Annotated in this window: 22 protein-coding genes; 19 read left to right on the forward strand and 3 right to left on the reverse strand. The window is 67.4% G+C overall.

The genetic code is table 11. The annotated features are described in order from the left end of the window. Nucleotides 1–23: 23 nt before the first annotated feature. Nucleotides 24–2,267 carry a phosphoribosylformylglycinamidine synthase subunit PurL gene (gene purL, locus H8M03_RS10985; RefSeq protein WP_187479471.1) on the reverse strand — a complete coding sequence of 748 codons (2,244 nt, stop codon included), beginning with the start codon at nucleotides 2,265–2,267 and terminating at the stop codon, nucleotides 24–26. Between the two features lie 81 nt (nucleotides 2,268–2,348). Then, the gene (locus H8M03_RS10990; protein ID WP_187479472.1) at nucleotides 2,349–2,690 is read right to left on the reverse strand and encodes a hypothetical protein; all 342 of its coding nucleotides are present in this window, start codon (nucleotides 2,688–2,690) and stop codon (nucleotides 2,349–2,351) included. Between the two features lie 84 nt (nucleotides 2,691–2,774). On the opposite strand from H8M03_RS10990, the gene H8M03_RS10995 reads away from it, so the two are divergent. The 18 genes from H8M03_RS10995 (at nucleotide 2,775) to H8M03_RS11080 (ending at nucleotide 22,765) form a co-directional block, all read left to right on the forward strand. After that, a complete protein-coding gene (locus tag H8M03_RS10995; RefSeq protein ID WP_187479473.1) occupies nucleotides 2,775–3,005 on the forward strand; it encodes a hypothetical protein in 231 nt (76 codons plus the stop codon). Next, the gene (locus H8M03_RS11000) at nucleotides 3,002–3,736 is read left to right on the forward strand and encodes a motility-associated ABC transporter substrate-binding family protein (RefSeq protein WP_187479474.1); all 735 of its coding nucleotides are present in this window, start codon (nucleotides 3,002–3,004) and stop codon (nucleotides 3,734–3,736) included. The genes H8M03_RS10995 and H8M03_RS11000 overlap by 4 nt, the downstream gene beginning before the upstream one ends. Before the next feature lie 231 nt (nucleotides 3,737–3,967). Further along, nucleotides 3,968–4,513 carry a division/cell wall cluster transcriptional repressor MraZ gene (locus H8M03_RS11005; RefSeq protein WP_187479475.1) on the forward strand — a complete coding sequence of 182 codons (546 nt, stop codon included), beginning with the start codon at nucleotides 3,968–3,970 and terminating at the stop codon, nucleotides 4,511–4,513. Beyond that, nucleotides 4,510–5,460, forward strand: coding sequence for a 16S rRNA (cytosine(1402)-N(4))-methyltransferase RsmH (gene rsmH, locus H8M03_RS11010; RefSeq protein WP_187479476.1), 951 nt, complete (start codon nucleotides 4,510–4,512; stop codon nucleotides 5,458–5,460). The genes H8M03_RS11005 and rsmH overlap by 4 nt, the downstream gene beginning before the upstream one ends. Continuing rightward, complete coding sequence (locus H8M03_RS11015) at nucleotides 5,457–6,236, forward strand: hypothetical protein (protein WP_187479477.1); 780 nt, start codon at nucleotides 5,457–5,459, stop codon at nucleotides 6,234–6,236. The genes rsmH and H8M03_RS11015 overlap by 4 nt, the downstream gene beginning before the upstream one ends. After that, complete coding sequence (locus H8M03_RS11020; protein ID WP_187479478.1) at nucleotides 6,233–7,948, forward strand: peptidoglycan D,D-transpeptidase FtsI family protein; 1,716 nt, start codon at nucleotides 6,233–6,235, stop codon at nucleotides 7,946–7,948. The genes H8M03_RS11015 and H8M03_RS11020 overlap by 4 nt, the downstream gene beginning before the upstream one ends. A gap of 5 nt (nucleotides 7,949–7,953) precedes the next feature. Next, on the forward strand, nucleotides 7,954–9,369 hold the full coding sequence (locus H8M03_RS11025) for a UDP-N-acetylmuramoyl-L-alanyl-D-glutamate--2,6-diaminopimelate ligase (RefSeq protein ID WP_246448870.1): 1,416 nt from the start codon (nucleotides 7,954–7,956) through the stop codon (nucleotides 9,367–9,369). After that, the gene (locus H8M03_RS11030) at nucleotides 9,366–10,742 is read left to right on the forward strand and encodes a UDP-N-acetylmuramoyl-tripeptide--D-alanyl-D-alanine ligase (RefSeq protein ID WP_187479479.1); all 1,377 of its coding nucleotides are present in this window, start codon (nucleotides 9,366–9,368) and stop codon (nucleotides 10,740–10,742) included. Before H8M03_RS11025 ends, H8M03_RS11030 begins: the two co-directional genes overlap by 4 nt. After that, nucleotides 10,742–11,812 (forward strand): phospho-N-acetylmuramoyl-pentapeptide-transferase, encoded by a 1,071-nt coding sequence (gene mraY, locus H8M03_RS11035; RefSeq protein WP_187479480.1) that lies wholly within the window; start codon nucleotides 10,742–10,744, stop codon nucleotides 11,810–11,812. The genes H8M03_RS11030 and mraY overlap by 1 nt, the downstream gene beginning before the upstream one ends. Further along, nucleotides 11,809–13,269 carry a UDP-N-acetylmuramoyl-L-alanine--D-glutamate ligase gene (gene murD / locus H8M03_RS11040; protein ID WP_187479481.1) on the forward strand — a complete coding sequence of 487 codons (1,461 nt, stop codon included), beginning with the start codon at nucleotides 11,809–11,811 and terminating at the stop codon, nucleotides 13,267–13,269. Before mraY ends, murD begins: the two co-directional genes overlap by 4 nt. Further along, complete coding sequence (locus H8M03_RS11045) at nucleotides 13,266–14,486, forward strand: FtsW/RodA/SpoVE family cell cycle protein (protein ID WP_187479482.1); 1,221 nt, start codon at nucleotides 13,266–13,268, stop codon at nucleotides 14,484–14,486. The genes murD and H8M03_RS11045 overlap by 4 nt, the downstream gene beginning before the upstream one ends. A gap of 8 nt (nucleotides 14,487–14,494) precedes the next feature. Beyond that, nucleotides 14,495–15,655: an undecaprenyldiphospho-muramoylpentapeptide beta-N-acetylglucosaminyltransferase gene (gene murG / locus H8M03_RS11050; protein WP_246448871.1), complete on the forward strand. Its 1,161-nt coding sequence runs from the start codon at nucleotides 14,495–14,497 to the stop codon at nucleotides 15,653–15,655. Between the two features lie 66 nt (nucleotides 15,656–15,721). Continuing rightward, on the forward strand, nucleotides 15,722–17,137 hold the full coding sequence (gene murC, locus H8M03_RS11055) for a UDP-N-acetylmuramate--L-alanine ligase (protein ID WP_187479484.1): 1,416 nt from the start codon (nucleotides 15,722–15,724) through the stop codon (nucleotides 17,135–17,137). Next, nucleotides 17,134–18,033, forward strand: coding sequence for a UDP-N-acetylmuramate dehydrogenase (murB, locus tag H8M03_RS11060; protein ID WP_187479485.1), 900 nt, complete (start codon nucleotides 17,134–17,136; stop codon nucleotides 18,031–18,033). The genes murC and murB overlap by 4 nt, the downstream gene beginning before the upstream one ends. Nucleotides 18,034–18,059: 26 nt before the next feature. Next, entirely contained in the window at nucleotides 18,060–18,956 is an 897-nt protein-coding gene (locus H8M03_RS11065; RefSeq protein ID WP_484592937.1) for a D-alanine--D-alanine ligase, read from the forward strand. Beyond that, nucleotides 18,953–19,828 (forward strand): cell division protein FtsQ/DivIB, encoded by an 876-nt coding sequence (locus tag H8M03_RS11070; RefSeq protein ID WP_187479487.1) that lies wholly within the window; start codon nucleotides 18,953–18,955, stop codon nucleotides 19,826–19,828. The genes H8M03_RS11065 and H8M03_RS11070 overlap by 4 nt, the downstream gene beginning before the upstream one ends. A gap of 4 nt (nucleotides 19,829–19,832) precedes the next feature. Then, nucleotides 19,833–21,089, forward strand: a complete 1,257-nt coding sequence (ftsA, locus tag H8M03_RS11075; RefSeq protein ID WP_187479488.1) for a cell division protein FtsA — start codon at nucleotides 19,833–19,835, stop codon at nucleotides 21,087–21,089. 38 nt (nucleotides 21,090–21,127) lie between these two features. Next, nucleotides 21,128–22,765, forward strand: coding sequence for a putative bifunctional diguanylate cyclase/phosphodiesterase (locus tag H8M03_RS11080; RefSeq protein ID WP_187479489.1), 1,638 nt, complete (start codon nucleotides 21,128–21,130; stop codon nucleotides 22,763–22,765). Nucleotides 22,766–22,785: 20 nt separating this feature from the next. On the opposite strand, the gene H8M03_RS11085 is transcribed toward H8M03_RS11080, so the two are convergent. Beyond that, the gene (locus H8M03_RS11085; RefSeq protein WP_187479490.1) at nucleotides 22,786–23,379 is read right to left on the reverse strand and encodes a CC0125/CC1285 family lipoprotein; all 594 of its coding nucleotides are present in this window, start codon (nucleotides 23,377–23,379) and stop codon (nucleotides 22,786–22,788) included. A gap of 208 nt (nucleotides 23,380–23,587) precedes the next feature. Between H8M03_RS11085 and H8M03_RS11090 the strand changes: the two genes are divergently transcribed. Then, the gene (locus H8M03_RS11090) at nucleotides 23,588–24,643 is read left to right on the forward strand and encodes a retroviral-like aspartic protease family protein (protein WP_187479491.1); all 1,056 of its coding nucleotides are present in this window, start codon (nucleotides 23,588–23,590) and stop codon (nucleotides 24,641–24,643) included. Nucleotides 24,644–24,720 lie beyond the last annotated feature (77 nt).

Below are 24,720 nucleotides of genomic sequence, written 5' to 3' on the forward strand. Positions count from 1 at the left end.
CGATCTGGCGCCCCGGCGGATCGCTAGGCCAGCGCGGCGTCCTCACCCATCAGCCTGGGGAAGAAGCTGCGGTGCGCGGTACGCAGCTCGTCGATCGACACGCAGAAATCCGTGTCGGCGAGCTCGAAGATCAGCCGCTTTCCGGCGGTCCGCCCGATAGGTTCGACCTGCACCCCGGCGGCGTCCGCGCCGGTGAGGAAGTCGAGCAAATGCGCATCGTCGATCGTCGCGACGTATAGGCCCTGGTCCTCGGCGAAGAACTGGCGCGCGATATGGCCGGGGCCGGATGGCTGGACCAGCGCGCCGACCCCGCCGGCCATCGCCATTTCCGCCAGCGCCACGGCAAGGCCGCCGCCCGATACGTCGTGGACGGCGGTTAGCGCGCCGCGTTCGACCATCGCGCGAACGAAGTCGCCGGTGCGCCGCTCGCTGTCGAGATCGACCGGCGGCGGCGGGCCGTCGGACCGGCCGTGCACTTCCTTGAGCCACAGCGACTGGCCGAGATGGCCGCCGCGCGTGCCGAGCACGACCAGCACGTCGCCGGACTGCTTGAAGCCGATGGTCGCCATCCGCGCGCTGTCGGCGAGCAGGCCGACGCCGCCGATCGCCGGGGTCGGCAGGATCGCCTGGCTGCTGCCGTCGTCGGCCTTGGTTTCGTTGTAGAGCGAGACGTTGCCGCTCACGACCGGGAAGTCGAGCGCCTTGCAGGCTTCGGCCATGCCCTGGAGGCAGCCGACGAACTGGCCCATGATTTCGGGCCGCTGCGGATTGCCGAAGTTGAGGCAGTTGGTGATCGCCAGCGGGCGCGCGCCGACGGCGCACAGGTTACGATAGGCCTCGGCGACGGCCTGGCGGCCGCCTTCTACCGGGTCCGCCTTGCAATAGCGCGGGGTGACGTCGGTGGTCATCGCCAGCGCCTTCCTGGTGCCGTGCACGCGGACCACGGCGGCGTCGCCGCCCGGCGTCTGGATGGTGTCGGCGCCGACCGTCTGGTCATATTGCTCCCACACCCAACGGCGGCTGGCGAGGTTGGGCGAGGCGACCAGCTGCAGCAGCTCCGCGGCCAGGTCGGCGCTGTCCGGCACGTTGGCCAGCGGGGCCGGGGCGGCCGGAATTTCGTAGGGCCGCTCGTAGCAGGGGGCTTCGTCGGCAAGGGGATCGAGCGGGATGTCGCACACCGTCTCGCCGCCGAATTCCAGCACCATGCGGCCGGTGTCGGTGACTTCGCCGATGACCGCGAAATCGAGCTCCCACTTGCGGAAAATCGCCTCGGCCTCGGCTTCGCGGCCGGGCTTCAGCACCATCAGCATCCGCTCCTGCGATTCCGAGAGCATCATTTCGTAGGGCGTCATGCCCTCCTCGCGGCACGGCACCTTGTTCATGTCGAGGCGGATGCCGACGCCGCCCTTGGACGCCATTTCGACCGACGAGGAGGTAAGGCCGGCGGCGCCCATGTCCTGGATGGCGACGATCGCGTCCGACGCCATCAGTTCAAGGCAGGCCTCGATCAGCAGCTTCTCGGTGAACGGGTCGCCGACCTGCACGGTCGGGCGCTTTTCCTCCGAATCCTCGGAGAAATCGGCCGACGCCATGGTCGCCCCGTGGATTCCGTCGCGGCCGGTCTTGGACCCGACATAGACCACCGGATTGCCGATGCCGGCAGCGGCGGAATAGAAAATCTTGTCCGACTTCGCGACTCCGACGGTCATCGCGTTGACGAGGATGTTGCCGTTGTAGCTGTCGTCGAAATCCACCTCGCCGCCGACGGTCGGGACGCCGACGCAATTGCCGTAGCCGCCGATGCCGTGGACCACGCCCGCGACCAGGTGCCGCGTCTTGGGATGGTCGGGCGACCCGAACCGCAGGGCGTTGAGGTTGGCGATCGGCCGCGCGCCCATGGTGAAGACGTCGCGCAGGATGCCGCCGACGCCGGTCGCCGCGCCCTGATAGGGCTCGATGTACGAGGGGTGGTTGTGGCTTTCCATCTTGAAGATGGCGGCATCGCCGTCGCCGATGTCGATGATCCCGGCATTCTCGCCCGGCCCGCAGATCACCCACGGCGCCTCGGTCGGCAGGGTCTTCAGGTGGACGCGCGAGCTTTTGTACGAACAATGCTCCGACCACATCACCGAGAAGATGCCGAGTTCGACCAGGTTGGGTTCGCGGCCAAGGCTTTTGAGGACGCGCTGATATTCTTCCTCGCTGAGGCCATGCTCGGCGACGATGTCAGGGGTGATGGCGGGGGCTTGCGCTTCTGCGACGGTCATGGCGCGCCGATAGCGGGCAGCGCGGCACAAAAAAACCCCGGCCTTGCGGCCGGGGTCGCGATAATCGGATGAGCCGCGGCGTTACGCCTTGCAGCTCTTGCCTTCGTAGGTGACGGTCGCGGCGTCGGCCGAACCCGAGAGCGGTCCGCCCTCGCCGACCTGGACCTGCGTTCCGGCATCGGATTCGCCGGTGTGGACACGGGCGCTGCCGTCGCTCAGCCAGTCGATGCGAAGCACGCTATTGTCCTTGCAGCGATAGCTTTTCGTGGCGGTGATCGACGGCGGCAACTGGACGTTGGCGACATCGACTTCGTTGACGGGATCTTCGTCGGGGCCTCCGGCGACGATGGTGTGGTCTGCATTGTTGCAACCGGCAAGCGCGGCAGTGGCAACGATGGCGAGCAGAAGCGAGGTGCGAGTCATGGGCGCGGCTTTCGCGATGGGAGCGGGTCGCGTCAAGACCGTTTCCTTGCATTGTGCCGGCGCGGGCCATAGCTTCATCGACCGATGGGGACCCGGACCGGAACGACCGCGCAGCGAATCCGCATCGGGCTCACCGGGCTCGCCTTCGCCTTTCTGCTCGTCCTGCTGGGCAGCGTTGTCAGCCGCTCCGGCCGCGACGACCAGAGCTCTGCGGTCGAGAATGCGGTGACCAACGAACCCAAGGAGCCGTTGGCCGAGCTTGGCGTCGCGCCCGGCCCCGAACCCGAGCAGAACGAGACGGCCCCGGCCCAATGACCCGGCGCCGGTGGCTGGTTGCCGCCGTGCTCGGCGCACTGGCGGCGGTCGGCATCCTCATCCTTTTATCGACGCAGCGCGGCGGACCGGAGGCGCGGCCGATCGGCGAGCGCGCCGGCAAGCCGCCGTTATTGTTGCTGACCACCTTGCCGATTGCGTTCGCCGAAGGGTTCACGCTGGACGGGGAGACGTCGCTGGTGCTTGCCGCGCTGCAAGAACGCTACCGGGTCGTGCCGATCAGCGTTGCGGATCGTGCCAGCCTGTCGCGCGACGGCCTGCTGCTGATGGCGCAGCCGCAGGCGCAGCCGGCCGAGGCGCTGGTCGAGCTCGATCGCTGGGTCCGCGATGGCGGCCGCGTCCTCCTGCTCGCCGACCCGGCGCTGCAATGGCCGAGCGCGCTGGCGCTTGGCGATCCGGCGCGCCCGCCGTTCGCCTTCGCCGATACCGGCCTGCTCGGGCACTGGGGATTGCGGGTCGAAGCACCCGCCGAACTGGGGCCCGTCGCGATGAACCTGGACGGGGCCGTGCTCGTGACGCGGTCGCCCGGACTGCTGACGGCCACTACAGCGGATTGCACAACGAGCAGCGGCGGCCTGATCGCGCATTGCCGGATCGGGCGGGGCCGAGCGACGGTCGTCGCCGATGCCGATTTCCTCGCGCCGAGCGATCCGGCGCTGGCGAAGTCGGGCGCGGTTGCGCTGGTCCGTCAATTGTCCGGGCTTGAGCGTTGATTCGCCACGGAATCGCTGCTCACAGACTTATCCACACCATGGCCGTCCCAGAACAGGAGTAGAACACGGCTTCAAATCCCATTCAAAAACCCGCAGAAAACCGAGATTTGGCATAAAATCCCGCTGTGTGGCATGAAAATCCATTGTATCCCGTACGCCTCTGAGTTACCAACAGCGGCTGTAGCGCGGGGCTGAACCCATTTCGAAAATTCCGGCGCGGGCCGGGCGGCGATGCCGCGCACCCGCGAATGGGAGAGCTGTGCGCCCGAACGGGGAAGTGACGTGGGTCTCGAGCATCTGTTTCAAGGCAGCGCTCTCAATGCGGTCGACGCCAAAGGGCGCGTTTCCGTACCCGCATTCCTGCGTTCGGTAATCGAGCGTCGCGGCGATGCCCGCACCATCGTCCTTGCCAAGCATGAGGCCTTTCCCGCGCTGAGCGCCTACGACCCCGCTTACGCGGCGCTCAAGCATGCCAAGCTCGAACGGCTGCTGGAAAAGGAAGAAGGCGCCGGCGACCAGGCGCAGCTGGAATATCAGCAGCGCAACCTGATGGCCTTCGCCGCAACGGAAGAAGTGCCTTACGACAGTTCCGGCCGGATCGTCCTGCCGCCGATGATGCGCCGCAAAGGCGCGATCGAGGACCTCGCGCTGTTCCTCGGCACCGGCGAGACCTTCCAGATCTGGAACCCGCAACATTTCCTGGCTGACGACCGCGTGCCCGAGGATCTCAAGGACATTGCGCGCTTCCGGCTGGAAGAGCGGGGCGTGCAGGCATGAGCCCGCGCGCGGCCCATGTCCCCGTCCTGCTCGACGAGGTGATCGGCGCAATGGCGCTGCAACCGGGCGAGACGGCGGTCGACGGAACATTCGGCGCGGGCGGTTACGCCCGCGCGATGCTTGCGGTGGGGGTGGGACGAGTGATCGGTTTCGACCGTGATCCAAGTGCGATCGCGGAAGGCCGCTCGCTCGTCCCTGACCCGCGCCTGACGCTGGTGGAAGAACGCTTCAGCCAGATGGACCGGGTGCTTGCCGAACGCGGCATCGGACCGGTCGACGCGATCGCGCTCGATATCGGCGTGTCGTCGATGCAGCTGGACCGGGCCGAGCGGGGCTTTGCCTTCTCGGTCGACGGGCCGCTCGACATGCGCATGAGCCAAAGCGGGCCGACCGCGGCGGAGTTCCTCAACCAGGCCGACGAAACGGAGATTGCCCGCATCCTCCGTGAATACGGCGAGGAACCCCGCGCGCGGACCATTGCAAGGGCGATCGTCGCCGCCCGTCCGCTGGAGCGGACGGCGGAGCTGGCGGCGATCGTGCGCCGCGCGACCGGGTACCGGCAGGGCCAGAAGAGCGATCCGGCGACGCGCACCTTCCAGGCCATTCGCATTCATCTCAATGCCGAGCTCGACGAGCTCGAGCAGGGACTGGTGGCGGCCGAACGCTCTCTCCGGCCCGGCGGGCGGCTGGCGGTCGTCACCTTTCATTCGCTCGAAGACCGGATCGTGAAACGTTTCTTCCGCGAACGCAGCGGGGGAACGCCGGCCGGTTCGCGCCACCGACCTGAGCGTCGCGACCTTCCCGAACCGTCGTTCGGGCAGGTGGCGAAGCCGGTTTCCCCGTCGGAGCGCGAACTGGCCGTCAATCCGCGGTCGCGGTCGGCCCGGTTGAGAAGCGCGGTGCGCAGTGCCGCGCCCGCATGGCAAGACAAGGGAGGGCGCGCATGAGCGTTCGCAGCTTCCATTCCGTTTTCATGGCGACCGCCGTGGCTGGAGCCGCGCTCGGATGTTACCTGGTGTCTCTCCGGGTGGCGTCCGAGCGTGCGGCCCTCGAGCAGGTCGAATATCAGATCGTCCATGCGCAGCGCGACATCCGCCTGCTGCAGACCGAAATCGGGACCCGCGCCCGGCTGGCCCAGCTGGAGCGGTGGAACGTCCGCGTGCTCGCTTTGTCCGCGCCGTCGCCGGAGCAGATCCTGGGCGACAAGTTCCAGCTTGCCCGGCTCGTCCGGCCCGAACATCGGTCGATCGATGCGCCGGTGGTGCTGGCGTCGGCCCCGGCCCCGCAGCCGCAACAGCCGCTGGCCGAGGAAGCCGCCCCGGCCCCGGCCGCGCAGTTGCTGCATACCGCGAGCCTCAAGCTTGAGCCGCGCAAGGACATGACCGCCAAGGCTGCTCCGGCGCCCGCGCCGAAAAAGGCCGAGCCGGTGGCGCCGAAGCCGGTCGCCACCGCGACGTCCCGGAAACCGGAACCGGTGGCAACGAAGAAGCCGGCGCCGGCGAAGGCCGACGTCGCGGCCGTGACGAAGCCGGCCCCGGCCAAGGCCAAGGTTGCGGCGACCGCGCCGGTGAAGCCGGTCGTGCCCGCGAAGAAAGCTGGGGACAAACCGGTCAAGGCGGCGGCTGGCGAGGTGACTCGCAAGACCCAAACCGCCAGTGTCGATCCGCTGGCGCCGCTGCCCGGCGGCAAGGCTAGCGCCAAAGGATCCCCCACGAAGAAATGAACGCCCCGACCGCCGCCCTCGTAGCCCCGCGCCCCGAGCGGCTCCGGCTTGTCGGGCAGCGCCGTCAGATCCTGTCGCTGATGCATCAGCGGCTGATGCTGGGCATGCTGATCTATGCCGGCGTGATCGCCGTCATCGCATTGCGCATCCTCTACCTTGCCGCGTTCGGCGACCATGCCGGCCGCACGCAGGGCGTCAGCGCCCTGGTCCCGGAACGCGGCGACATCATCGACCGCGACGGCCAGCCGCTGGCGCGGACGATCGACGCGTGGAGCATCGGCCTTCATCCCGGCAAGGTCATCGGCGACAAGCTGACCTTGTCCCGCAAGCTCGCCGAGCTGATGCCCGAGCGCGACGCCGCGACTTATTACGCGATGCTCCGGTCCGGGAAGCGGTTCTTCTATCTCAAGCGCCGCGCGGCGCCGGGGCTGGTCGAGGCGGCCAACGCGCTCGGCGAGCCCGGCATCGCGCTCGAGCGTGAGCCGGAGCGGCTCTATCCGCAGACCAGCCTGGCTTCGAGCGTGGTCGGTTACGTCACCATCGACGGCCATGGCGTGGCCGGCGCGGAACGGGCATTCGACGCCCAGCTGTCCGACCCCGCGACCCGCGGCGAGCCGGTCCAGCTGTCGATTTCCAACCGCATCCAGCAGGCGCTGGAGCATGAGCTGCTGGACGCGATGACCAAATTCTCGGCGATCGGCGCCGCCGGGATCATCATGGACGTGCGCACCAGCGAAATCCTGGCCATGACCAGCCTGCCGCAGGTCAATCCGAACGCGCCCGGCAAGGGCTCGGCTGAAGCGCGCTTCAACCGCGCCACCAACGGCGTCTACGAACTGGGGTCGACCTACAAGCCGTTCACCGTCGCCATGGCGATGGACAGCGGCATCATCGAATCGATGGGCAAGATGTACAATTGCCCCAAGGGCCTGCCGATCGGCGGGTTCGTCATCACCGACACCCATCCCTTCAACGGTCCCTGTTCGGTGGCCGAGATCATGAAGGAGAGCTCCAACATCGGCACTGCGCAGATTGCCGCCGAAGTGGGGGCAGCGCGGCAGAAGGCGTTTTTGTCGAAGATGGGTTTCCTCTCGCCGATCGAGATGGAATTGAAGGAACGCGGGCGGACCCTGACGCCGGGCAACGACTGGGGCCCGACCGCGGTGATGACCGTCGGCTACGGCCACGGCATCGCGGTGACCCCGCTGCATCTCGCCACCGGCTACGCCACCCTGTTCAACGGCGGCATCTTCCGTCCGGCGACGTTCCTGAAGGTCGATCCCAAGCACCCGCTGAAGCCGGGCCGGCGGGTGTTCACCGCCGACACCAGCTACAAGATGCGGTCGCTGCTGCGGCTGGTGGTGACCGAAGGCACCGGCAAGAAGGCCAATGCGCCCGGCTATCGCGTCGGCGGCAAGACCGGCACCGCCGAAAAGCTGGCCGGCGGCGTCTATACGTCGAACGCGGTGGTCACCACCTTTGCCGGCGTTTTCCCGATGGACGATCCCCGCTATGTGATCGTGGTAATGCTGGACGATCCGAAGGCCACCGCCGAAACCTATGGCTTCCATACCGCGGGCTGGAACGTCGCGCCGGTGGTCAGCAAGACCGTCAGCCGGATCGCCCCCATGCTGGGCGTCGTGCCCGACAAGAACCGTGAGCCCGACATGTCCGAGGTCCTGCCCTTCGTCCACCACAACAAGAAAGACTGAACCCGGTGCGCCTGTGCGATCTCGCGGACGTCGAGAATGATTCCGAGGTGACGGGCTTTGCCATCGACAACCGCAAGGTGACCCGCGGCAACGTGTTCGGCGCCTTCAAGGGCGCGATGTTCGACGGGGAGGATTTCATCGCGGACGCAGTGCGCCGCGGCGCGGTGGCGGTGGTCGCGGCGCCGTCGGCGGCGGTGGCGGGCGCGGCGCACCTTGCCGACCCGCAGCCGCGGCGGCTGTTCGCCAGCATGGCGGCGAAATTTTTCGCGCCGTTCCCGGAAACCGTCGTCGCCGTCACCGGCACCAACGGCAAGACGTCGACGGTCGAGATGACCCGCCAGATCTGGCGCATGCTGGGCCACCGGTCGGCGAGCATCGGCACGCTTGGCGTGACCACGTCGGACGATCAGGTGAAAACCGGGCTGACCACGCCCGACATCGTCACCTTCCTCAACAACATGGCGGGCCTGAAGCGGATGGGCATCGGCCATGTCGCCTATGAAGCGTCCAGCCACGGGCTTGACCAGTATCGCGCCGAAGGGGTGCGGCTGGCCGCGGTCGCCTTCACCAACTTCAGCCGCGATCATCTCGATTACCACGCGACGATGGACGAGTATTTCGAGGCCAAGATGCGGCTGTTCGACGAGGTTGCCGAGCCGGGTGCTGCGGCCGTCGTGTGGACCGACGATCCGCGGTCCGACGCGGTCATCGACCGGGCGCGGGCGCGCGGGCTCAAGCTGATGACGGTCGGCCGCAAGGGCGAGACCATCCGCCTGCTCGACCAGGTGCCGACGCCGCTCGGCCAGATCCTGCAGCTCGACCATGACGGCCAGCAGTACAAGGTGTCGCTGCCGCTGATCGGCGCGTACCAATCGTCCAACGTGATGACCGCGGCGGCGCTGGTGCTGGCCACCGGCGGCGCGTGGCGCGACGTCTTTTCGGCGATGGGCCGGGTGGCGCCGGTGCGCGGCCGGCTGGAACGGGCGGTGATCAGCCGCCACGGCGCCCCGGTCTATGTCGATTACGCCCACACGCCCGACGCGCTGGAAGCCGCCATCGCCGCGCTGAAGCCGCATGTCGAAGGCCGGCTGATCACCGTGTTCGGCGCCGGCGGCGACCGCGACACCGGCAAGCGCGCGCCGATGGGCGAAGTCGCCAGCCGCCTGTCCGACGTGGTCATCGTTACCGACGACAATCCTCGCACCGAGGACCCGGCGGCGATCCGCGCCCAGGTCATGGCCGGCGCGCCTGGCGCGATCGAGGTCGGCGGGCGGCGGCAGGCCATCGCCGCGGCGCTCGACATGGCCCGGCAGGGCGACATCATCCTGCTTGCCGGCAAGGGGCATGAAACGGTGCAGATCATCGGTACGCAGACGCTGCCGTTCGACGATGCGCTGGTGGCGCGGGAATGCGCGGCATGAGCGCGTTGTGGACCTCGGCCGAGATTGCGGCGGCGACCGGCGGCACCGCCAGCGCGGACTTCGACGTTTCCGGCGTCACCTTCGACAGCCGCGAAGTCGGCGGCGGCGACCTGTTCGTGGCCATGCCCGGAACGGTCCATGACGGGCACGATTTCCTCGACCAGGCGATCGCGTCCGGCGCCGCCGGGCTGCTGGTGTCGAAGCCGTGCGACCATCCGCACGTGCTGGTGGACGATGTCGCCCGCGCGCTCGAAGCGCTGGGCAAGGCGGCCCGTGCCCGCAGCGGGGCGACGATCATCGGGGTCACCGGGTCGGTCGGCAAGACCAGCACCAAGGAGGCCCTGTACGCCGCGCTCGACCGCTGGCAGCCGGGCGCCGTCCACCGGTCGGTCAAGAGCTACAACAACCATACCGGCGTGCCGCTGAGCCTGGCGCGGCTGCCGCGCGAAGCGAAGTTCGCGGTGCTCGAAATGGGCATGAACAACAAGGGCGAGATCGCGACCCTGACGCGCTTCGTCCGGCCGCACGTCGCGCTGATCACCACGATCGCCCCGGCGCATATCGAGAACCTTGGATCGGAAGAGGCCATCGCCGACGCCAAGGCGGAGATTTTCGAAGGGCTGGAGCCCGAGGGCATCGCGGTCATCCCCAACGACAGCCCGCACCGCGACCGGCTGGTCCGCGCGGCGCGCCGTCATGCGGAACGGATCGTCACCTTCGGCACCGGCGATGCCGACGTCCATGCGCTGCACGCGGTGCGCGCGGAACGCGGCGGCAGCCTGATCACCGCCGCGCTGCTCGACAGCGACATCACCTTCACCATTTCGCAGCGCGGCGAGCATTGGGTGTGGAACGCGCTGGCGGTGCTGACCGCGGTCGAGGCGGTTGGCGGCGATCTTGCGCTTGCCGGGCTCGCGCTTGCCGACCTCGGCGGGCTGAAAGGGCGGGGCGAACGCCACCGCATCCTGCTCGACGGCGGCGAGGCGCTGGTGATCGACGAAAGCTACAATGCCAACCCGGCTTCGATGGCCGCCACGCTCAAGAGCTTCGGCGCCGAAGGCGGCATCGACCGGCGTATCGCCGTGCTCGGCCCGATGCGAGAGCTTGGCGACCACGCGCGGCAATTGCACGCCGACCTTGCGCCGGCGGTACTCGACGCGCGGGTCGAGGAACTGGTGCTGGTCGGCGACGACATGCGCCCGCTGGAAGACGCGCTGGGCGATAGCATCCACGTGACCCGCGCAAGCGACGCGGACGCGGCCGCCGACGCGGTCGAACGGCTGCTTCGTCCCGGCGACGCGGTGCTGGTGAAAGCGAGCAACTCCATCGGGCTTGCCCAGGTGGTCGAGCGGCTGACGAGGGAAGACGCCTGATGCTGTACCTCCTTGCCGAGCAGCTTGGCTTTCCCGGCATCCTCAACCTCATTCGTTATTTGAGCTTCCGCGCCGGTGCGGCCAGCGCCACCGCGCTGCTGATCGGGCTGCTGCTTGGCCCGTGGCTGATTTCCTACCTGCGCGTCCGGCAGGGCAAGGGGCAACCGATCCGCGCCGACGGGCCGCAAACGCATCTGTCGAAGATCGGTACGCCGACGATGGGCGGCCTCTTGATCCTTATCGCCATGCTCGCCTCGGCGCTGCTGTGGATGAACGTCGGCAGCGTCTATGTCTGGGCGACGATCCTGGTCACCGCGGGGTTCGGGCTGATCGGATTCATGGACGATTACGACAAGGTGCGAAAAGCGCATCATGCGGGCTTGTCGGGCAAGACCCGGCTGATCCTGGAATTCGCGTTGGCCGGCTTCGCCACCTGGCTGATGGTCAAATATAGCGGAACGGACCTGCACATCCCGTTCGTCCGCGAACCGGTCGCCGACCTCGGCTGGCTGTACATTCCGTTCGGCGCGTTCGTCATCGTCGCCTTCGGCAACAGCGTGAACCTGACCGACGGGCTCGACGGGCTGGCGACCATGCCGGTGATCATCGCCAGCCTCGCCTTCCTGCTGATCGCTTACATGGTCGGCAACGCAATCTACGCCGAATATCTTGGCGTTCCGCATATCGCGGGGGCGGGCGACCTGACCGTCATCCTGATGGCCATCGTCGGTGCGGGCCTCGCTTTTCTGTGGTTCAATGCACCGCCCGCGGCGGTTTTCATGGGCGATACGGGCAGCCTCGCGCTGGGCGGCGCGCTGGGCGCCATCGCGGTCGCGACCCACCACGAATTCGTGCTGGCGATCATCGGCGGCCTGTTCGTGGTCGAGGCGCTGTCGGTCATCATCCAGGTGATCGTGTTCAAACGCACCGGCAAGCGCGTGTTCCTGATGGCCCCGATCCACCATCATTTCGAACAGATCGGCTGGTCCGAACCGACCGTCGTGATCCGGTTCTGGATCATCAGCTTCGTGCTGGCGCTGGCGGGCCTCAGCACGCTCAAGCTGCGGTGATCACCGCCCGCGCCTTCGCCGGCAAGCATTATGCCGTTTACGGGCTGGCGCGGTCCGGTCTGGCGACGGTCGAGGCGTTGCTCGCCAGCGGCGCGCGCGTGACGGCGTGGGATGGTAGCGAAAAGACCCGCGAAAACTTCCGTTCGTCCCGAGCGAAGTCGAGGGGCGCTGGCATAACCGAGGTGCGCCCCTCGACTGCGCCCGGGACGAACGAGGTTGAACTTGTCGATTTGGACACCGCCGACCTGACTGAATTCGACAGCCTCGTCGTCACGCCCGGCCTGCCGCTCAACCGCCACCCCATTGCCGCGCGGGCGCGTGAGGCAAGGTTGGAAATCATCGGCGACATCGAACTGTTCGCCCGCGCCCGATCCGAACTGCCGCCGCACAAGGTCGTCGGCATCACCGGCACCAACGGCAAGTCGACCACCACTGCGCTGGTCCACCACCTCCTCAAGACCGCCGGCGTGCCGACGACGATGGGTGGCAACATCGGCCTGCCGATCCTCAGCCAGGACCCGCTGCCCGCAGGCGGCGTCTATGTGCTGGAGCTGTCGAGCTACCAGATCGACCTGACGCAGAGCCTCGATTGCGATGTCGCGGTGCTGCTCAACATCACGCCCGACCATCTCGATCGGTACGAGAGCTTCGAGGCTTATGCGGCGTCGAAGGCGCGGCTGTTCGCGATGCAGTCTGCCGCGTCATCGGCAGTCGTCGTCGGCGACGATGTCTCATCGGGCGACCTTGCCGCCACGCTTGGTGCGCGCCGCGTTCCGACCGCGCTGGGGACATGGGGCGGTCCCGACGCGGTCAGCCTGTGTCCGGACACGACAATCCGGCTTCTCGGCGCCAACCGGACGGTCGAAAGCAGCCTTCTCATCGGCGACGATCGTCATGGCGACCAGTCGCAATGGCCGACTTTGCAGGGACCACACAACGCCCAGAACGTGCTCGCCGCAGTGGCGGCGGTCCACACGCTCGCCGTCGGCCATGGGGTGCCGATGCCGGAAGCCGCAATCGCCGAAGGACTCCGCGCGTTCCCCGGCCTTCCCCACCGTATGGAGCGCGCGGCGACCCACGACGGCGTGCTGTTCGTCAACGACAGCAAGGCGACCAATCCGACCGCGACGGCGCCGGCGCTGGCGGCGTTCAAGCCAGTCCGCTGGATCCTCGGCGGGCAGGCGAAGTCGGACGATCTCGACGAATGCGCGCCGCATTTCGGCAATGTCGCGTCCGCCTACACGATCGGCGAAGCCGCCGAGCTGTTCGAGCGGCTGTTAAATCCGCATATGCCCGTGAAAAATTGTGGAAAACTTGCCGACGCGGTGCGTCAGGCGGCGCGGGATTCGCAGCCGGGTGATACGGTGTTGCTGTCGCCGGCCTGCGCGAGCTTCGACCAGTTCCGGGATTTCGAGGATCGCGGCGATCAGTTCAAAGCCTTGGTGGGGGCGTTATGACGGGGATCTTTTCGGACAAGTTCAAGGCGCGCATCAAGGTCGATGCGACGCGCTACGGCCGCGCCGACCGGTCGGCGGTGGGCCGCTGGTTCTGGGAGATCGACGGCGTCCTGCTGCTGCTGGTCGCGGCGCTGATCGGCATTGGGCTGATCGCGGTGGCCGCCGCCTCGCCCGCCGCCGCGGTCCGCTATTCCGGCGGCAGCCACAAGGTGCCGGAACTCTACTATTTCTATCGCCAGATCGCCTGGATCGCGGTGGGCGTGCCGGTGATGATCGGCATTTCCATGTTGTCGCGGGAACGGGCGCGGCGCTTTGCCCTGTTCGGCGCCGGCTTCTTCTTCATCCTGCTGCTGTTCGTGCCGGTGCTCGGGCCCGAAGTGAACGGCGCCCGGCGGTGGATCGAAATCGGCATCGGCCAATTGCAGCCGTCGGAATTCCTCAAGCCCTTCTTCGCGGTGGCGATGGCCTGGCTGTTGAGCCTGCGCGAAGCGGACAAGTCGTTGCCGGTGTTCGCGCTGTCGATCCTGCCGGTCGCGGCGATTGCCGTCCTGCTGATGAAACAGCCGGACTTCGGCTCGACCATCATCTTCGTCGCGGTGTGGGTGGCGATGCTGGCGCTGGCCGGCGTGTCGCTGCGCATCCTTGGCGGGCTGGCGGTTGCCGGCGTGATCGGGATCGTGCTCGCTTACTTTTTCTACGACGTGGCGACGATCCGCATCGACGCCTTCCTGTTCGGTGAAGGCGACACGTTCCAGACCGACAATGCGATGCGCACGCTGACCGCGGGCGGGCTGTTCGGCATGGGACCGGGGGCCGGGACGCGGAAATTCGGCCTGCCCGAGCCGCAGACCGACTACATCTTCTCCGTCATCGGGGAGGAGTTCGGGCTGATCGCCTGCCTGGCCATTGCCTTGCTGTATCTGGTCATCGTCGCCCGCGTTCTGGTCAAGCTGCTCGACGAGGATTCGCCTTTCGCCATTCTTGCCGGCGCGGGACTGGTCATCCAGTTCGGGCTGCAGGCGCTGATCAACATGGCGGTCAACGTCCAGATCGCGCCGTCGAAGGGCATGACCCTGCCGTTCATCAGCTACGGCGGAAGCTCGATGCTGGCGTTGTCGATCGGCATGGGATTGCTGCTCGCATTCACGCGCCGCAATCCGTATCTGACCCGCTCGCCGTATGTCGTGAAATGGAGCGGAGAAGCACAGCCAGCCTGATGCCGCGCATGAATTTCGTCCTCGCCGCCGGTGGTACGGGCGGTCACATGGTCCCGGCGCACGCCCTCGCCGCGGAGCTGCTGGCGCGCGGCCACGGGGTGCTGGTCATCACCGACGCGCGCGGGGCGAAGATCCCGGGGCTGTTCGACAAAATTCCCGTCCACGTCCTGCCCGCCGGACGGCTGGGCCGAAACCCGATCACGATGTTCAAGACTCTGCTGACCGTGTCGCGCGGGCGCAGCGAGGCACGGCGGATCTATCGCAACCATCCGCCCGATGCGGTCGTCGGGTTCGGCGGCTATGCGACCTTTCCCGCGCTGCTTGCCGCCAGCGCGGCGCGCATCCCCAGCATCCTGCACGAACAGAATGCGGTGCTTGGCCGGGTCAACCGGATGCTTGCCGGCCGCGCCCGGGCCATCGCCACGGCCTTTTCCCAGATCGACCGGCTGAAACCGGGCAACCGCGACAAGGTCGTGCTGGTCGGCAATCCCGTGCGCGAGGAGATCGTGCGCGTCGGGGAAATGCCGTTCCCCGCATTCGACGACACCTCGCCGCTCAAGATCCTCGTCACCGGCGGAAGCCAGGGCGCAACCATCCTCGGGCGCGTCGTCCCGACCGGACTGGGCATGCTGGAGCCCTCGCTGCGCCGCCGGCTGCAGGTGGTTCAGCAATGCCGGCCGGAGGATATAGACACCATCCGCCAGACCTATGCCGACCTTGGCATCCCGGCCGAAGTGATGACCTACATTCTCGACATGCCGGAAAAGCTGGCCGACGCGCACCTGGTCATCGCCCGGTCCGGCGCGTCGACCATCGCGGAACTGACCGCCGCCGGACGGCCGGCGATCCTGGTTCCGTTCGCCGCAGCGACCGAAAATCACCAGACCGCCAACGCGCGGGAAATCAGCAACGCCGGCGGTGCGCGCACCATCCCGGAAGCGGACTTCACGCCCGAGGCGCTGGCCCGGCAGGTCGAGGCCGTCGCCGGCGACGGGCAGGCGCTGGCCAATGCCGCGTCGCGATCACTGTCGGTAGGCCGTCCGCATGCCGCGCGCGATCTTGCCGACCTGGTCGAACGGATCGGCGGCGGATTGTCGCCGTTGCCGGTCGGGCCGGTGCTGGAACCGCGCCCGGCGGTGAAGTTCGCGGGCACGGGCCTTCCGGCATGAAGGCGCGTCTATTGATAAGGGGCCTTCAGGCATGAAGGCGAGTCTATTGATCGAGGACCTTCAGGCATGAAGGCCTTGGGCACCGACATCGGCACCATCCATTTCGTCGGCATCGGCGGGATCGGCATGTCCGGCATCGCCGAAGTGATGAAGCAGCTCGGCTATTCGGTGCAGGGGTCCGACGTCACCGAATCCTATGTCGTCGAAAAGCTGCGCAAGCAGGGCATCAAGGTCGCGATCGGGCAACGGGCGGAAAACGTCGAGGATGCGACGGTGGTGGTCGTGTCGACCGCGATCAGGCGCGACAATCCCGAGGTCGCCGCGGCGATGGAAAAGCGCCTGCCGATCGTCAAGCGGTCGGAAATGCTGGCCGAGCTGATGCGGATGCAAAAGACCATCGCGGTCGCCGGCACCCACGGCAAGACGACGACCACCTCGATGGTCGCCGCGATGCTCGATGCCGGCGGGCTCGACCCGACGGTGATCAACGGCGGGATCATCAATCGCTACGGGTCCAACGCGCGGCTGGGCAAAAGCGACTGGATGGTGGTCGAGGCCGACGAAAGCGACGGCAGCTTCCTGCGGCTCGACGGCACCATCGCGGTGGTGACCAATATCGACCCCGAGCATCTGGAGCATTGGGGCGATTTCGATTCGATCAAGCGGGCGTTCTGCGAGTTTATCGAGAACGTGCCGTTCTACGGCCTCGCCGTCCTGTGCGTCGATCATCCCGAGGTGCAGTCGATCCTTAGCCGCATCCAGGACCGCCGCATCGTCACCTACGGCTTTTCCGCGCTCGCCGACCTGCGCGCGGAGAATGTCGAGCCCGACGGGGTCGGCAGCCGCTTCGACGCGGTGGTGCTGGAACGCGACGGCAGCCGCCGCACCATTCCCGGCATCCACATTCCGATCCCGGGCAAGCATAACGTCCAGAACGCGCTGGCCGCGATCGCGGTCGGGATCGAGCTCGGCATCCCCGACGAGAAGATCATCACCGGTTTCGAACGGTTCGAGGGCGTCAAGCGGCGCTTTACCAAGGTCGGCGAAATCGACGGCGCGCTGGTCATCGACGATTACGCGCATCACCCGGTGGAAATCCGCGCGGTGCTGTCCGCGGCGCGCGACATGACCGACGGCGGACGGGTCATCGCGGTCGTCCAGCCGCACCGTTTTTCCCGGTTGCAGGCGCTGATGGAAGACTTCCAGGCGGCCTTTAACGACGCCGACATGGTGTTCGTGGTGCCGGTCTACGCCGCGGGGGAAGAGCCGATCGAGGGCGTCGACAGCCAGGCGCTGGCCGACGGCCTGCGCGCCCATGGCCACCGCATGGTCAAGGCCTGCGCCACCCTTGACGACCTGGCCGTGTCGCTGCGCGATATCGCGGCGGAGGGCGACACCATCGTCTGCATGGGCGCGGGCGACATCACCAAGTGGGCGGCCGGCCTGGCCGACGGCATCGCGCGGGCGAGGGCGGCGAAATGAGCGGCGTCGCGACCATGCCCAGGGTGCGCGGCAAGTTGACCCCGGATGCGCCGCTGGCGCCGCTGGTATGGTTCAAGAGCGGCGGCCGCGCCGGATGGCTGTTCGAGCCCGCCGATGTCGCCGACCTGCAGGATTTCCTTCGCCAGCTGGACCGGGACGTGCCGGTCATGGGGCTGGGGCTGGGATCGAACATGATCGTTCGCGACGGCGGCGTTCCGGGCGTTGTCGTGCGGCTGGGCAAACCGTTCGCGCGGGTCGAGGTGCTGGATGGTACGGCCATCCGTTGCGGCGGCGGCGCCAGCGGGATCCTCGTTTCTTCCTCGGCGCGCGACGCGGGCATCGCGGGGGTCGAATTCCTCCGCTCGATCCCCGGCACGGTCGGCGGCTTCGTGCGCATGAACGGCGGTGCCTACGGTCGCGAAACCTGCGAAGTGCTAGTCGAATGCGACGTGGTGTTGCGCTCGGGCGAATTGGTCACCCTGCCGGTCGCGGCGCTCGGCTACAGCTATCGCCACAGCGAATTGCCGGACCAGGCCATCGTCGTGGCCGCGACCTTTCGCGGCGTCCCCGGGGACAGCGTGGCGATCCAGGCGGAAATGGACCGTATCGCCCGGAGCCGCGAGGAATCGCAGCCGCTGCGCAGCCGCACCGGCGGTTCGACCTTCAAGAACCCGCCGGGCGACAAGGCCTGGGCATTGATCGACAAAGCCGGGTGCCGCGGGCTCCAGGTCGGCGACGCGCAGGTGTCGGAAAAGCATTGCAACTTCCTGCTCAATCTTGGCAGCGCGACCAGCGCGGAGATCGAGGCGCTGGGCGAGGAGGTCCGCCGCCGGGTCAAGGACAGCAGCGGGATCGAGCTTGAATGGGAAATCCAGCGGATCGGAGAAGCGAAGTGAACCGCGACCTGCATGTCGTCGTGCTGATGGGCGGCTGGTCGGCCGAGCGCGACGTGTCGCTGTCCAGCGGTCGCGGCATCGTCGAGGCGCTGCGCGGCGCGGGCTGGAGCCGGGTGACCGAGCTCGACATGGGCCGCGATGTCGCCAAGCGGCTGGAAGAACTGCGCCCCGACGTCGTCTTCAACGCGCTCCACGGCACGCCCGGCGAGGACGGCAGCGTCCAGGGCATGATGGACCTGATGGGGCTGAAGTATACCCATAGCGGGATGGAGACCTCGGTCATCGCCATCGACAAGGAACTGACCAAGATGGTCCTTGTCCCCCACGGCATCCGCATGCCCGAAGGCCGGATCGTCGAGAGCGAGAGCCTCTATGCCGGCGACCCGATGGCGCGGCCCTATGTGCTCAAGCCGAACAACGAGGGGTCTTCGGTCGGGGTCGCGATCGTCACCGACGACGGCAATTACGGGTCGCCGATCGGCCGCGATGTCGAAGGTCCGTGGCAGAAGTTCGAACGCCTGCTGGCCGAGCCCTTCATCAAGGGCCGCGAGCTGACGACGAGCGTGCTTGGCAACGAAACGCTTGGCGTGACCGAGCTCAAGCCGGTTGCGGGCTTTTACGATTATGACGCCAAATATACCGACGGGCTGACCGTCCACGAATGTCCCGCCAACATCCCGGACGATATCGCCGCGGCGATGGAAAGTATGGCGTTGCGCGCCCACCAGTTGGTCGGTTGCAAGGGGGTTTCGCGCTCCGATTTCCGCTGGGACGACGAACAGGGCGAGGCGGGCATCTACCTGCTCGAGGTCAATACGCAGCCCGGCATGACTCCGCTCAGCCTGGTGCCTGAACAGGCCAAGCAGCGCGGCATTTCCTATGCCGAGCTGGTTGAACGGCTGATCGCCGAGGCGATCGAATGACCGCGGCGCGCGTGCGGCGCGGAGCCGCGCCGAAGGGCCGCAAGGGCAAGGCACGGGTCGCCGTGCCCAAGAAGATCACGCGCCGAATCCCGGTCGACGAGGCGCGGGTCACCCGCTGGGCCACGGTCGCCTTCGGCCTGTTCGTGGCGCTGATCCTGGCCGTCGTGCTGGTCGCGCTCGACGTACCCAACCGCGTCATGACCTCCATCGGCGAAGCGATCGGCCGCGCCGGCTTCACCGTGAAGCGGGTCGACGTCGTCGGCATCCGCAACATGGACAGCGCCCCCGTCTATCGCATCGCGCTCGATCAGAAATCGCGCGCCATGCCGCTGGTCGATGCTGATGGCATCCGCGAACAATTGCTGCGCTTCGGCTGGGTCAAGGATGCGCGCGTGTCGCGCCGCCTGCCCGACACGCTGGTCATCGACATCGTCGAGCGGCGCCCGACCGCGCTGTGGCAGGACGCCGGTCGGCTGGCGCTGATCGATGCCAACGGGACGGTCATCGACCGGGTATCGGTGACCCAGATGCCCGATCTGCCGTTGCTGGTCGGACCGGGCGCGAACCTGCACGGGCGCGAGCTGGACCGGTTGCTCGCCGCGGCCCCGGCGCTCGAGCCGCAATTGGTATCAGCGGTATGGGTGGGCGGCCGCCGCTGGGACCTCAAGCTGCAGACCGGCGAGACCATTGCGCTGCCCGAGGGCGTGAAGCCGGCCGAGACCGCGCTCGCCAAGTTCGTCGAACTCGACAAGTCGACCGGCCTGCTGGGCCGTGGGTTGTTGCGCCTCGACCTTCGCCTGCCGGGCAAGATGACCGTCCGCCTTCCCCGAGTTCCGGCCGAAGCCCCGGCCGAACCGACGACGCAGAGCTGACCCGATGGCTGCCCCGAACGACCAGCCGCTGATCGCAGCGCTCGACATCGGTTCGTCGAAAGTCAGCGCGCTGATCGCAACCGTCGACCGCGAGGACCGCCTGCGCGTGCTTGGCACCGGCCAGCGCGAAAGCCGCGGCGTCACTCGCGGCTACATTACCGACATCGAGAAGAGCGAATTCGCGGTGCGCGAGGCGGTCGAGCTGGCCGAACGCATGTCGGGCGTGACCATCGAGGACGTGTGGGCCAGCTATGGCGCCGGCGGGCTGAGCAGCGAAGTCGCCAGCGTCGAGGTCGAGCTTGGCGGCCACCAGGTCGACCCCGCCGACATCGACGAGCTGCTGGCGCAAGGCCGCGCGGCAATCGACCGTGGCGGCAAGGTGGTGCTGCACGCGCACCCGGCGCTGTACACCATCGACGGCGCGCAGGCGGTGCAGCATCCCGTCGGCCTGCATGCCGACCGGCTGGGCGTCGATATCCATGTCATCGCCGCCGATGCCGCGCCGCTTCGCAACGTCGATTACATCATCCGCGCGGCGCACCTTGGGGTCCGCGCCATCGTCGCCTCGCCGGTCGCCGCGGCGCTCGCCTGCCTGTCGCAGGAAGAACGCGAACTTGGCGTTGCCCTGGTCGAACTCGGCGCCGGCGTGACCAATGTCTCGCTGCATTTCGGCGGCATCCTGGTCGGGCTGAAGTCCATTCCGCTGGGCGCTCGGGACATCACCGACGACATCGCCGCGACGTTCGGCGTGAACCGCCGCGACGCGGAGCGGCTGAAATGCTTCTACGGTTCGGCAATGACCTCGCCGCGCGACAATCACGAGCTGATCGACGCCAACCCGCTGGGCGTCGAAGAGGGTGGGGAGCCGGTCAAGATCACCCGCGCCCAGTTGATGACCATCATCCGCCACCGCGTCGAACAGCTGACCGGCGAAGTCGACGCGGCCCTGAAGGCGCTGGGCTTCGCGGGTCCGGTCGGCCGGCCGGTAGTGCTCACCGGCGGCGGGGCGGAATTGAAAAATATCGCCGATTACATGCAAGGCGTCCTCGGCCGCACGGTCCGGGTCGGCCGGCCGCGGACGATCGCCGGCCTGCCCGACGCGCATAGCGGCCCGGCCTTCTCAACCGTCGTCGGACTGGCCCTGCTGGGCGCGTCGCAAAGCGGGGACATTCGCGACATCGCGCTTGGCACGACCATTCGCCAGCCGGGTCCGAAGGGCGTCGTCGGACGCTTCATCGCGGCGATGAAGGGCGGGTACTGACCCGGGTTTCCGCGCGGTAGGAAACTTTTCACCAGTTAATGTCACAAGCGGCTCAGTGGGGCTTCTGGCTGGGTGAATTTCGCGTGACATCAGGTAAGTCGAAGGCAATGCGGCTGGCCAGCAGCTACGTCATCACGACGTGCGCGACGCTGGCGGCGATTCTGCTGTTCGTCGGCCTGGGCAGCCAGTTGCTGCCCGCGTCGGTGGGTTTCGTACCGCTTCCCGCCACCCTGCAATCGCTGAAGCTCGCCTTCATCCTCAACGTCGCCATCATCCTGTTCGGCTGGTTTCGCGCCAAGGACCTGAAGGAGGCGATCGAGGCCTGGGAGCAGGCGGAACGCACCGCCCATCGCAATGCCAACGTCGACCATGCCACCGGCCTCGCCAACCGCCGCGAGTTCATGCGCACGCTGCACGAGTTGCTGACCGAAAAGGGGCAGGGCGCGCTGCTGCTGATCGACCTCGACCATTTCAAGCGGGTCAACGACCTGCACGGCCACACCGCCGGCGACCAGTTGCTGTCCGTGATCGCCGATATCCTGGGCCACAGCGCCCGCGGCGGCGCACTGTGCGCGCGCATCGGCGGCGACGAATTCGCGCTGCTCCTGCCCGGCGCGGTTCGCGAGGAAGCCGATGCGCGGGCCAGCGCCCTGCTGGAAGCCATCGCCAAGCCGGTGCGCACGGGATCGTCGACCCTCAACGTCACGGCGTCGATCGGGCTGGCGACGTTCGATTCGTCGCTGGACGAAACCGCCATCCTGCGCCGCAGCGACGTCGCTTTGTACGCCGCCAAGAAGGAAGGCCGGAACGCCTTCGCCTGGTATAATGACGAGCTGGAAAGCGAATTGTCGCGGCGCAACCAGCTGGACGAGGACATCCGCCACGGCATCGAGCGCGGCGAGTTCGTGCCCTATTTCCAGCCGCTGATCGATCTCAACACGCGCGACCTGGCCGGCTTCGAAGCGCTGGCGCGCTGGAATTCGCCGACCCGCGGGCTGGTCGAACCCGACGATTTCGTGCCGCAGGCCGAAGTCACCGGCCTGATCGGGCCGCTGACCATGAGCATCATGGAACAGGCGCTGACCGAGGCACGCGGCTGGCCCGCGCACCTGAAAGTGGCGGTCAATGTTTCGCCGGTCCAGTTCCGCGACCTAAGCTTCGCCCAGCACGTGATGCGCATCCTCACCGCCACCGGCTTTCCGGCGCGGCGGCTGGAGCTGGAGATTACCGAAGCGGCCCTGCTCGAGGACCGCGACCAGGTGCTGGCCACCATCCGCAGCCTCAAGTCGATCGGCGTCAGCATCTCGCTCGACGATTTCGGCACCGGCTACGCCTCGCTGGCCGAACTCGACACGCTGCCGGTCGACCGGATCAAGATCGACCGCACGTTCATCACCCGCTTCGTCAAGAGCGAGCGGACTGCGGCGATCGTCGATGCCATCGCGATGCTCGGCCACAAGCTAAACGTGCCGCTGACCGCGGAAGGGGTGGAGTCCGAACAGATCCGGGTAGAACTGAGCGCGCTTGGCTGTTCAGAGGCGCAGGGCTGGCTTTACGGCCGCGCGGTGAGTGCGGACACGGTCGCCAGCTTCCTGGAAATGCGGACTCCGGAGCCCGAAACGGAAGCGGCGCCCCCCGAACCGATCGTCGAGAAGCGCCGCGGTACCAAATTCTAGCTGCCCGAAGGCGGCCGCTGTTAGCGGACCTGGGGCCGCATGATGTAGGGCTGCAGGTTCTGGACGACCTGTTGCGCGTTGAACGACCCGGGGGCGGTGCCGCAGGTCGGGCTCAGCGCGATGTCGGCCATCGCCTGGTAGCTCGTCACCGTGTCGATGTCGTACCGGCCCGGGAAGAAGGGGCCGCCCGACCACGGGTTGTAATTGTACATGCCCCACGGGCCGCCAAGGCGCCACGACGGGGACCAGCCCGGATAATAGCCGCGGCCGTAGCCGAAGCCGCCGTAGCCGCCACCATAGCCGTTCGCGAAGGGCGACATGCGCACTTCGGTGTTCTGGTCGGTGTCCTTGTTGACGATCGTGAAGCAGTTGGAGCCGCGCTGAACGGTCAGTTCCGCCGCCCGGTACAACAGGTAGTTCTCGACCTGCTGACGCGAGGTCAGCGTATTACCGATGAACATCACGCGAAAGTGATTCTGGTCCAGCTGCTGGCTGGCGTAACCGCCCTGCTGGTTGCCATAGCCAAGCGGCTGGTACGGCGTCGCCGTCGAGCAACCCGCGAGAAGTGCGAGCGCAAGAACCGGCCCAACCGTCTTCTGGGAAATCTTCTGCATCTTCGTATCTCCGTGGGTCCTCAACGCAACAACGAGGCCCTGTGTTCGGTGTTCCAGCGGTGCCCGTGCAGCCGCCGCGCGTGGGCGCAGGTTAACCGCGCTTCCTTATACGGAGGCTGAACGCATTTTACCTTCCGCCGTTCGTCGACGGGCGCTGGCGAGCGGCACACGCCGGGTGTACCGTGGCGCGATCGATGGAGAATAGCGCGTGCGTTTCGGCAGCCTTGTCCTCGCCCTGATCCCGGCCCTGATGATACCGGCGACGTCGGTCGCGCAGTCGCCGCAGATCGAACGGCCAAGGACGGTGCCGACGAACCGGCTGCCCGACCTTCCGCCGGCGGTCATCGACGATACGCTGGTCATCGGCGGCAACGACATTGCGGCGCGCAAGACGAGCAGCCGGATGACGGTCGACGTGCACGTCAACGGCACCGGTCCCTACCGCTTTATCGTCGACAGCGGCGCCGACACGTCGGTCGTCGGGCTGAACGTCGCCAGGCGCCTGCAAATGCCGGTCGGCGCGCCCGCCGTCTTGCACGGCATTACCGAGACCGCGGAGGTGTCGCGGGTGCGCGTCGCTTCCCTGTCGCTGGGGCCGACGGTCGTTCCCAACCTGTTGCTGCCGGCGCTGCGCGAGGACGATCTTGGCGGTCACGGCATCATCGGCATCGATGCGCTGGTGCGGCAACGGCTGATGCTGGATTTCGAAGCCCGCACGGTGAAGGCGGAAGATGCCAGCGTGCCCTACCGGCCGTTGCCGGGCGAAATCGTCGTCACCGCATTGCGGCGGCGCGGCCAGCTGATCCTGACGCAGGTGCGCGCGGCAGGCATTCCGGTCGACGCCGTGGTCGACACGGGATCGGAAATCAGCATCGGCAACCTGGCCCTGCGCGACCTGCTGATCCGCGGCAACCGCGACAAGTTCCTGACCATCCCGGTTACCGGCGTGACCGGTGCGACGACCGAATTGCAGGTCGCCAAGATCGGCGAACTCAGGCTCGGCTCGGTGACCCTGCGCAACGTGCCGATCGCTTTTGCCGACGTGCCCCCGTTCACCAGCTTCGGCCTTGAAAAGCAGCCGTCATTGCTGCTCGGCACCGACCTGCTTGAAACCTTCCGCCGCGTGTCGCTCGATTTCAAGTCGCGCAAGGTGCGGTTTCAGCTGCGCAAATGCGGCACGACCGCGGTCATCCTCAGCACCGCGTCCACATTCTGGGCGACCCGCCTGTCGTCCGGGGACAATCCGGAAGTTTGCCGGCGTTAAATATTTGCGCGGAAATTGGCGGTTACCTGAGTCCTAAGAGTCGCGATCCCCACTTTTTTCGGTCTCGCGTTAACTTT

Origin of the sequence: Sphingomonas sabuli (genome assembly GCF_014352855.1) — a bacterium.
Classification (GTDB): domain Bacteria; phylum Pseudomonadota; class Alphaproteobacteria; order Sphingomonadales; family Sphingomonadaceae; genus Sphingomicrobium; species Sphingomicrobium sabuli.

Coding starts and splice junctions, on each gene's coding strand:
- murC (WP_187479484.1), top strand. CDS start 15,722: ATGAAGGCCTTGGGCACCGACATCGGCACCATCCATTTCGTCGGCATC.
- murB (WP_187479485.1), top strand. CDS start 17,134: ATGAGCGGCGTCGCGACCATGCCCAGGGTGCGCGGCAAGTTGACCCCG.
- H8M03_RS11070 (WP_187479487.1), top strand. CDS start 18,953: ATGACCGCGGCGCGCGTGCGGCGCGGAGCCGCGCCGAAGGGCCGCAAG.
- H8M03_RS11085 (WP_187479490.1), bottom strand. CDS start 23,379: ATGCAGAAGATTTCCCAGAAGACGGTTGGGCCGGTTCTTGCGCTCGCA.
- H8M03_RS11080 (WP_187479489.1), top strand. CDS start 21,128: ATGTCACAAGCGGCTCAGTGGGGCTTCTGGCTGGGTGAATTTCGCGTG.
- mraY (WP_187479480.1), top strand. CDS start 10,742: ATGCTGTACCTCCTTGCCGAGCAGCTTGGCTTTCCCGGCATCCTCAAC.
- H8M03_RS10995 (WP_187479473.1), top strand. CDS start 2,775: ATGGGGACCCGGACCGGAACGACCGCGCAGCGAATCCGCATCGGGCTC.
- H8M03_RS11030 (WP_187479479.1), top strand. CDS start 9,366: ATGAGCGCGTTGTGGACCTCGGCCGAGATTGCGGCGGCGACCGGCGGC.
- H8M03_RS11005 (WP_187479475.1), top strand. CDS start 3,968: ATGCCGCGCACCCGCGAATGGGAGAGCTGTGCGCCCGAACGGGGAAGT.
- H8M03_RS11000 (WP_187479474.1), top strand. CDS start 3,002: ATGACCCGGCGCCGGTGGCTGGTTGCCGCCGTGCTCGGCGCACTGGCG.
- H8M03_RS11015 (WP_187479477.1), top strand. CDS start 5,457: ATGAGCGTTCGCAGCTTCCATTCCGTTTTCATGGCGACCGCCGTGGCT.
- H8M03_RS11020 (WP_187479478.1), top strand. CDS start 6,233: ATGAACGCCCCGACCGCCGCCCTCGTAGCCCCGCGCCCCGAGCGGCTC.
- H8M03_RS10990 (WP_187479472.1), bottom strand. CDS start 2,690: ATGACTCGCACCTCGCTTCTGCTCGCCATCGTTGCCACTGCCGCGCTT.
- purL (WP_187479471.1), bottom strand. CDS start 2,267: ATGACCGTCGCAGAAGCGCAAGCCCCCGCCATCACCCCTGACATCGTC.
- murG (WP_246448871.1), top strand. CDS start 14,495: ATGAATTTCGTCCTCGCCGCCGGTGGTACGGGCGGTCACATGGTCCCG.
- H8M03_RS11065 (WP_484592937.1), top strand. CDS start 18,060: ATGGGCGGCTGGTCGGCCGAGCGCGACGTGTCGCTGTCCAGCGGTCGC.
- ftsA (WP_187479488.1), top strand. CDS start 19,833: ATGGCTGCCCCGAACGACCAGCCGCTGATCGCAGCGCTCGACATCGGT.
- rsmH (WP_187479476.1), top strand. CDS start 4,510: ATGAGCCCGCGCGCGGCCCATGTCCCCGTCCTGCTCGACGAGGTGATC.
- H8M03_RS11045 (WP_187479482.1), top strand. CDS start 13,266: ATGACGGGGATCTTTTCGGACAAGTTCAAGGCGCGCATCAAGGTCGAT.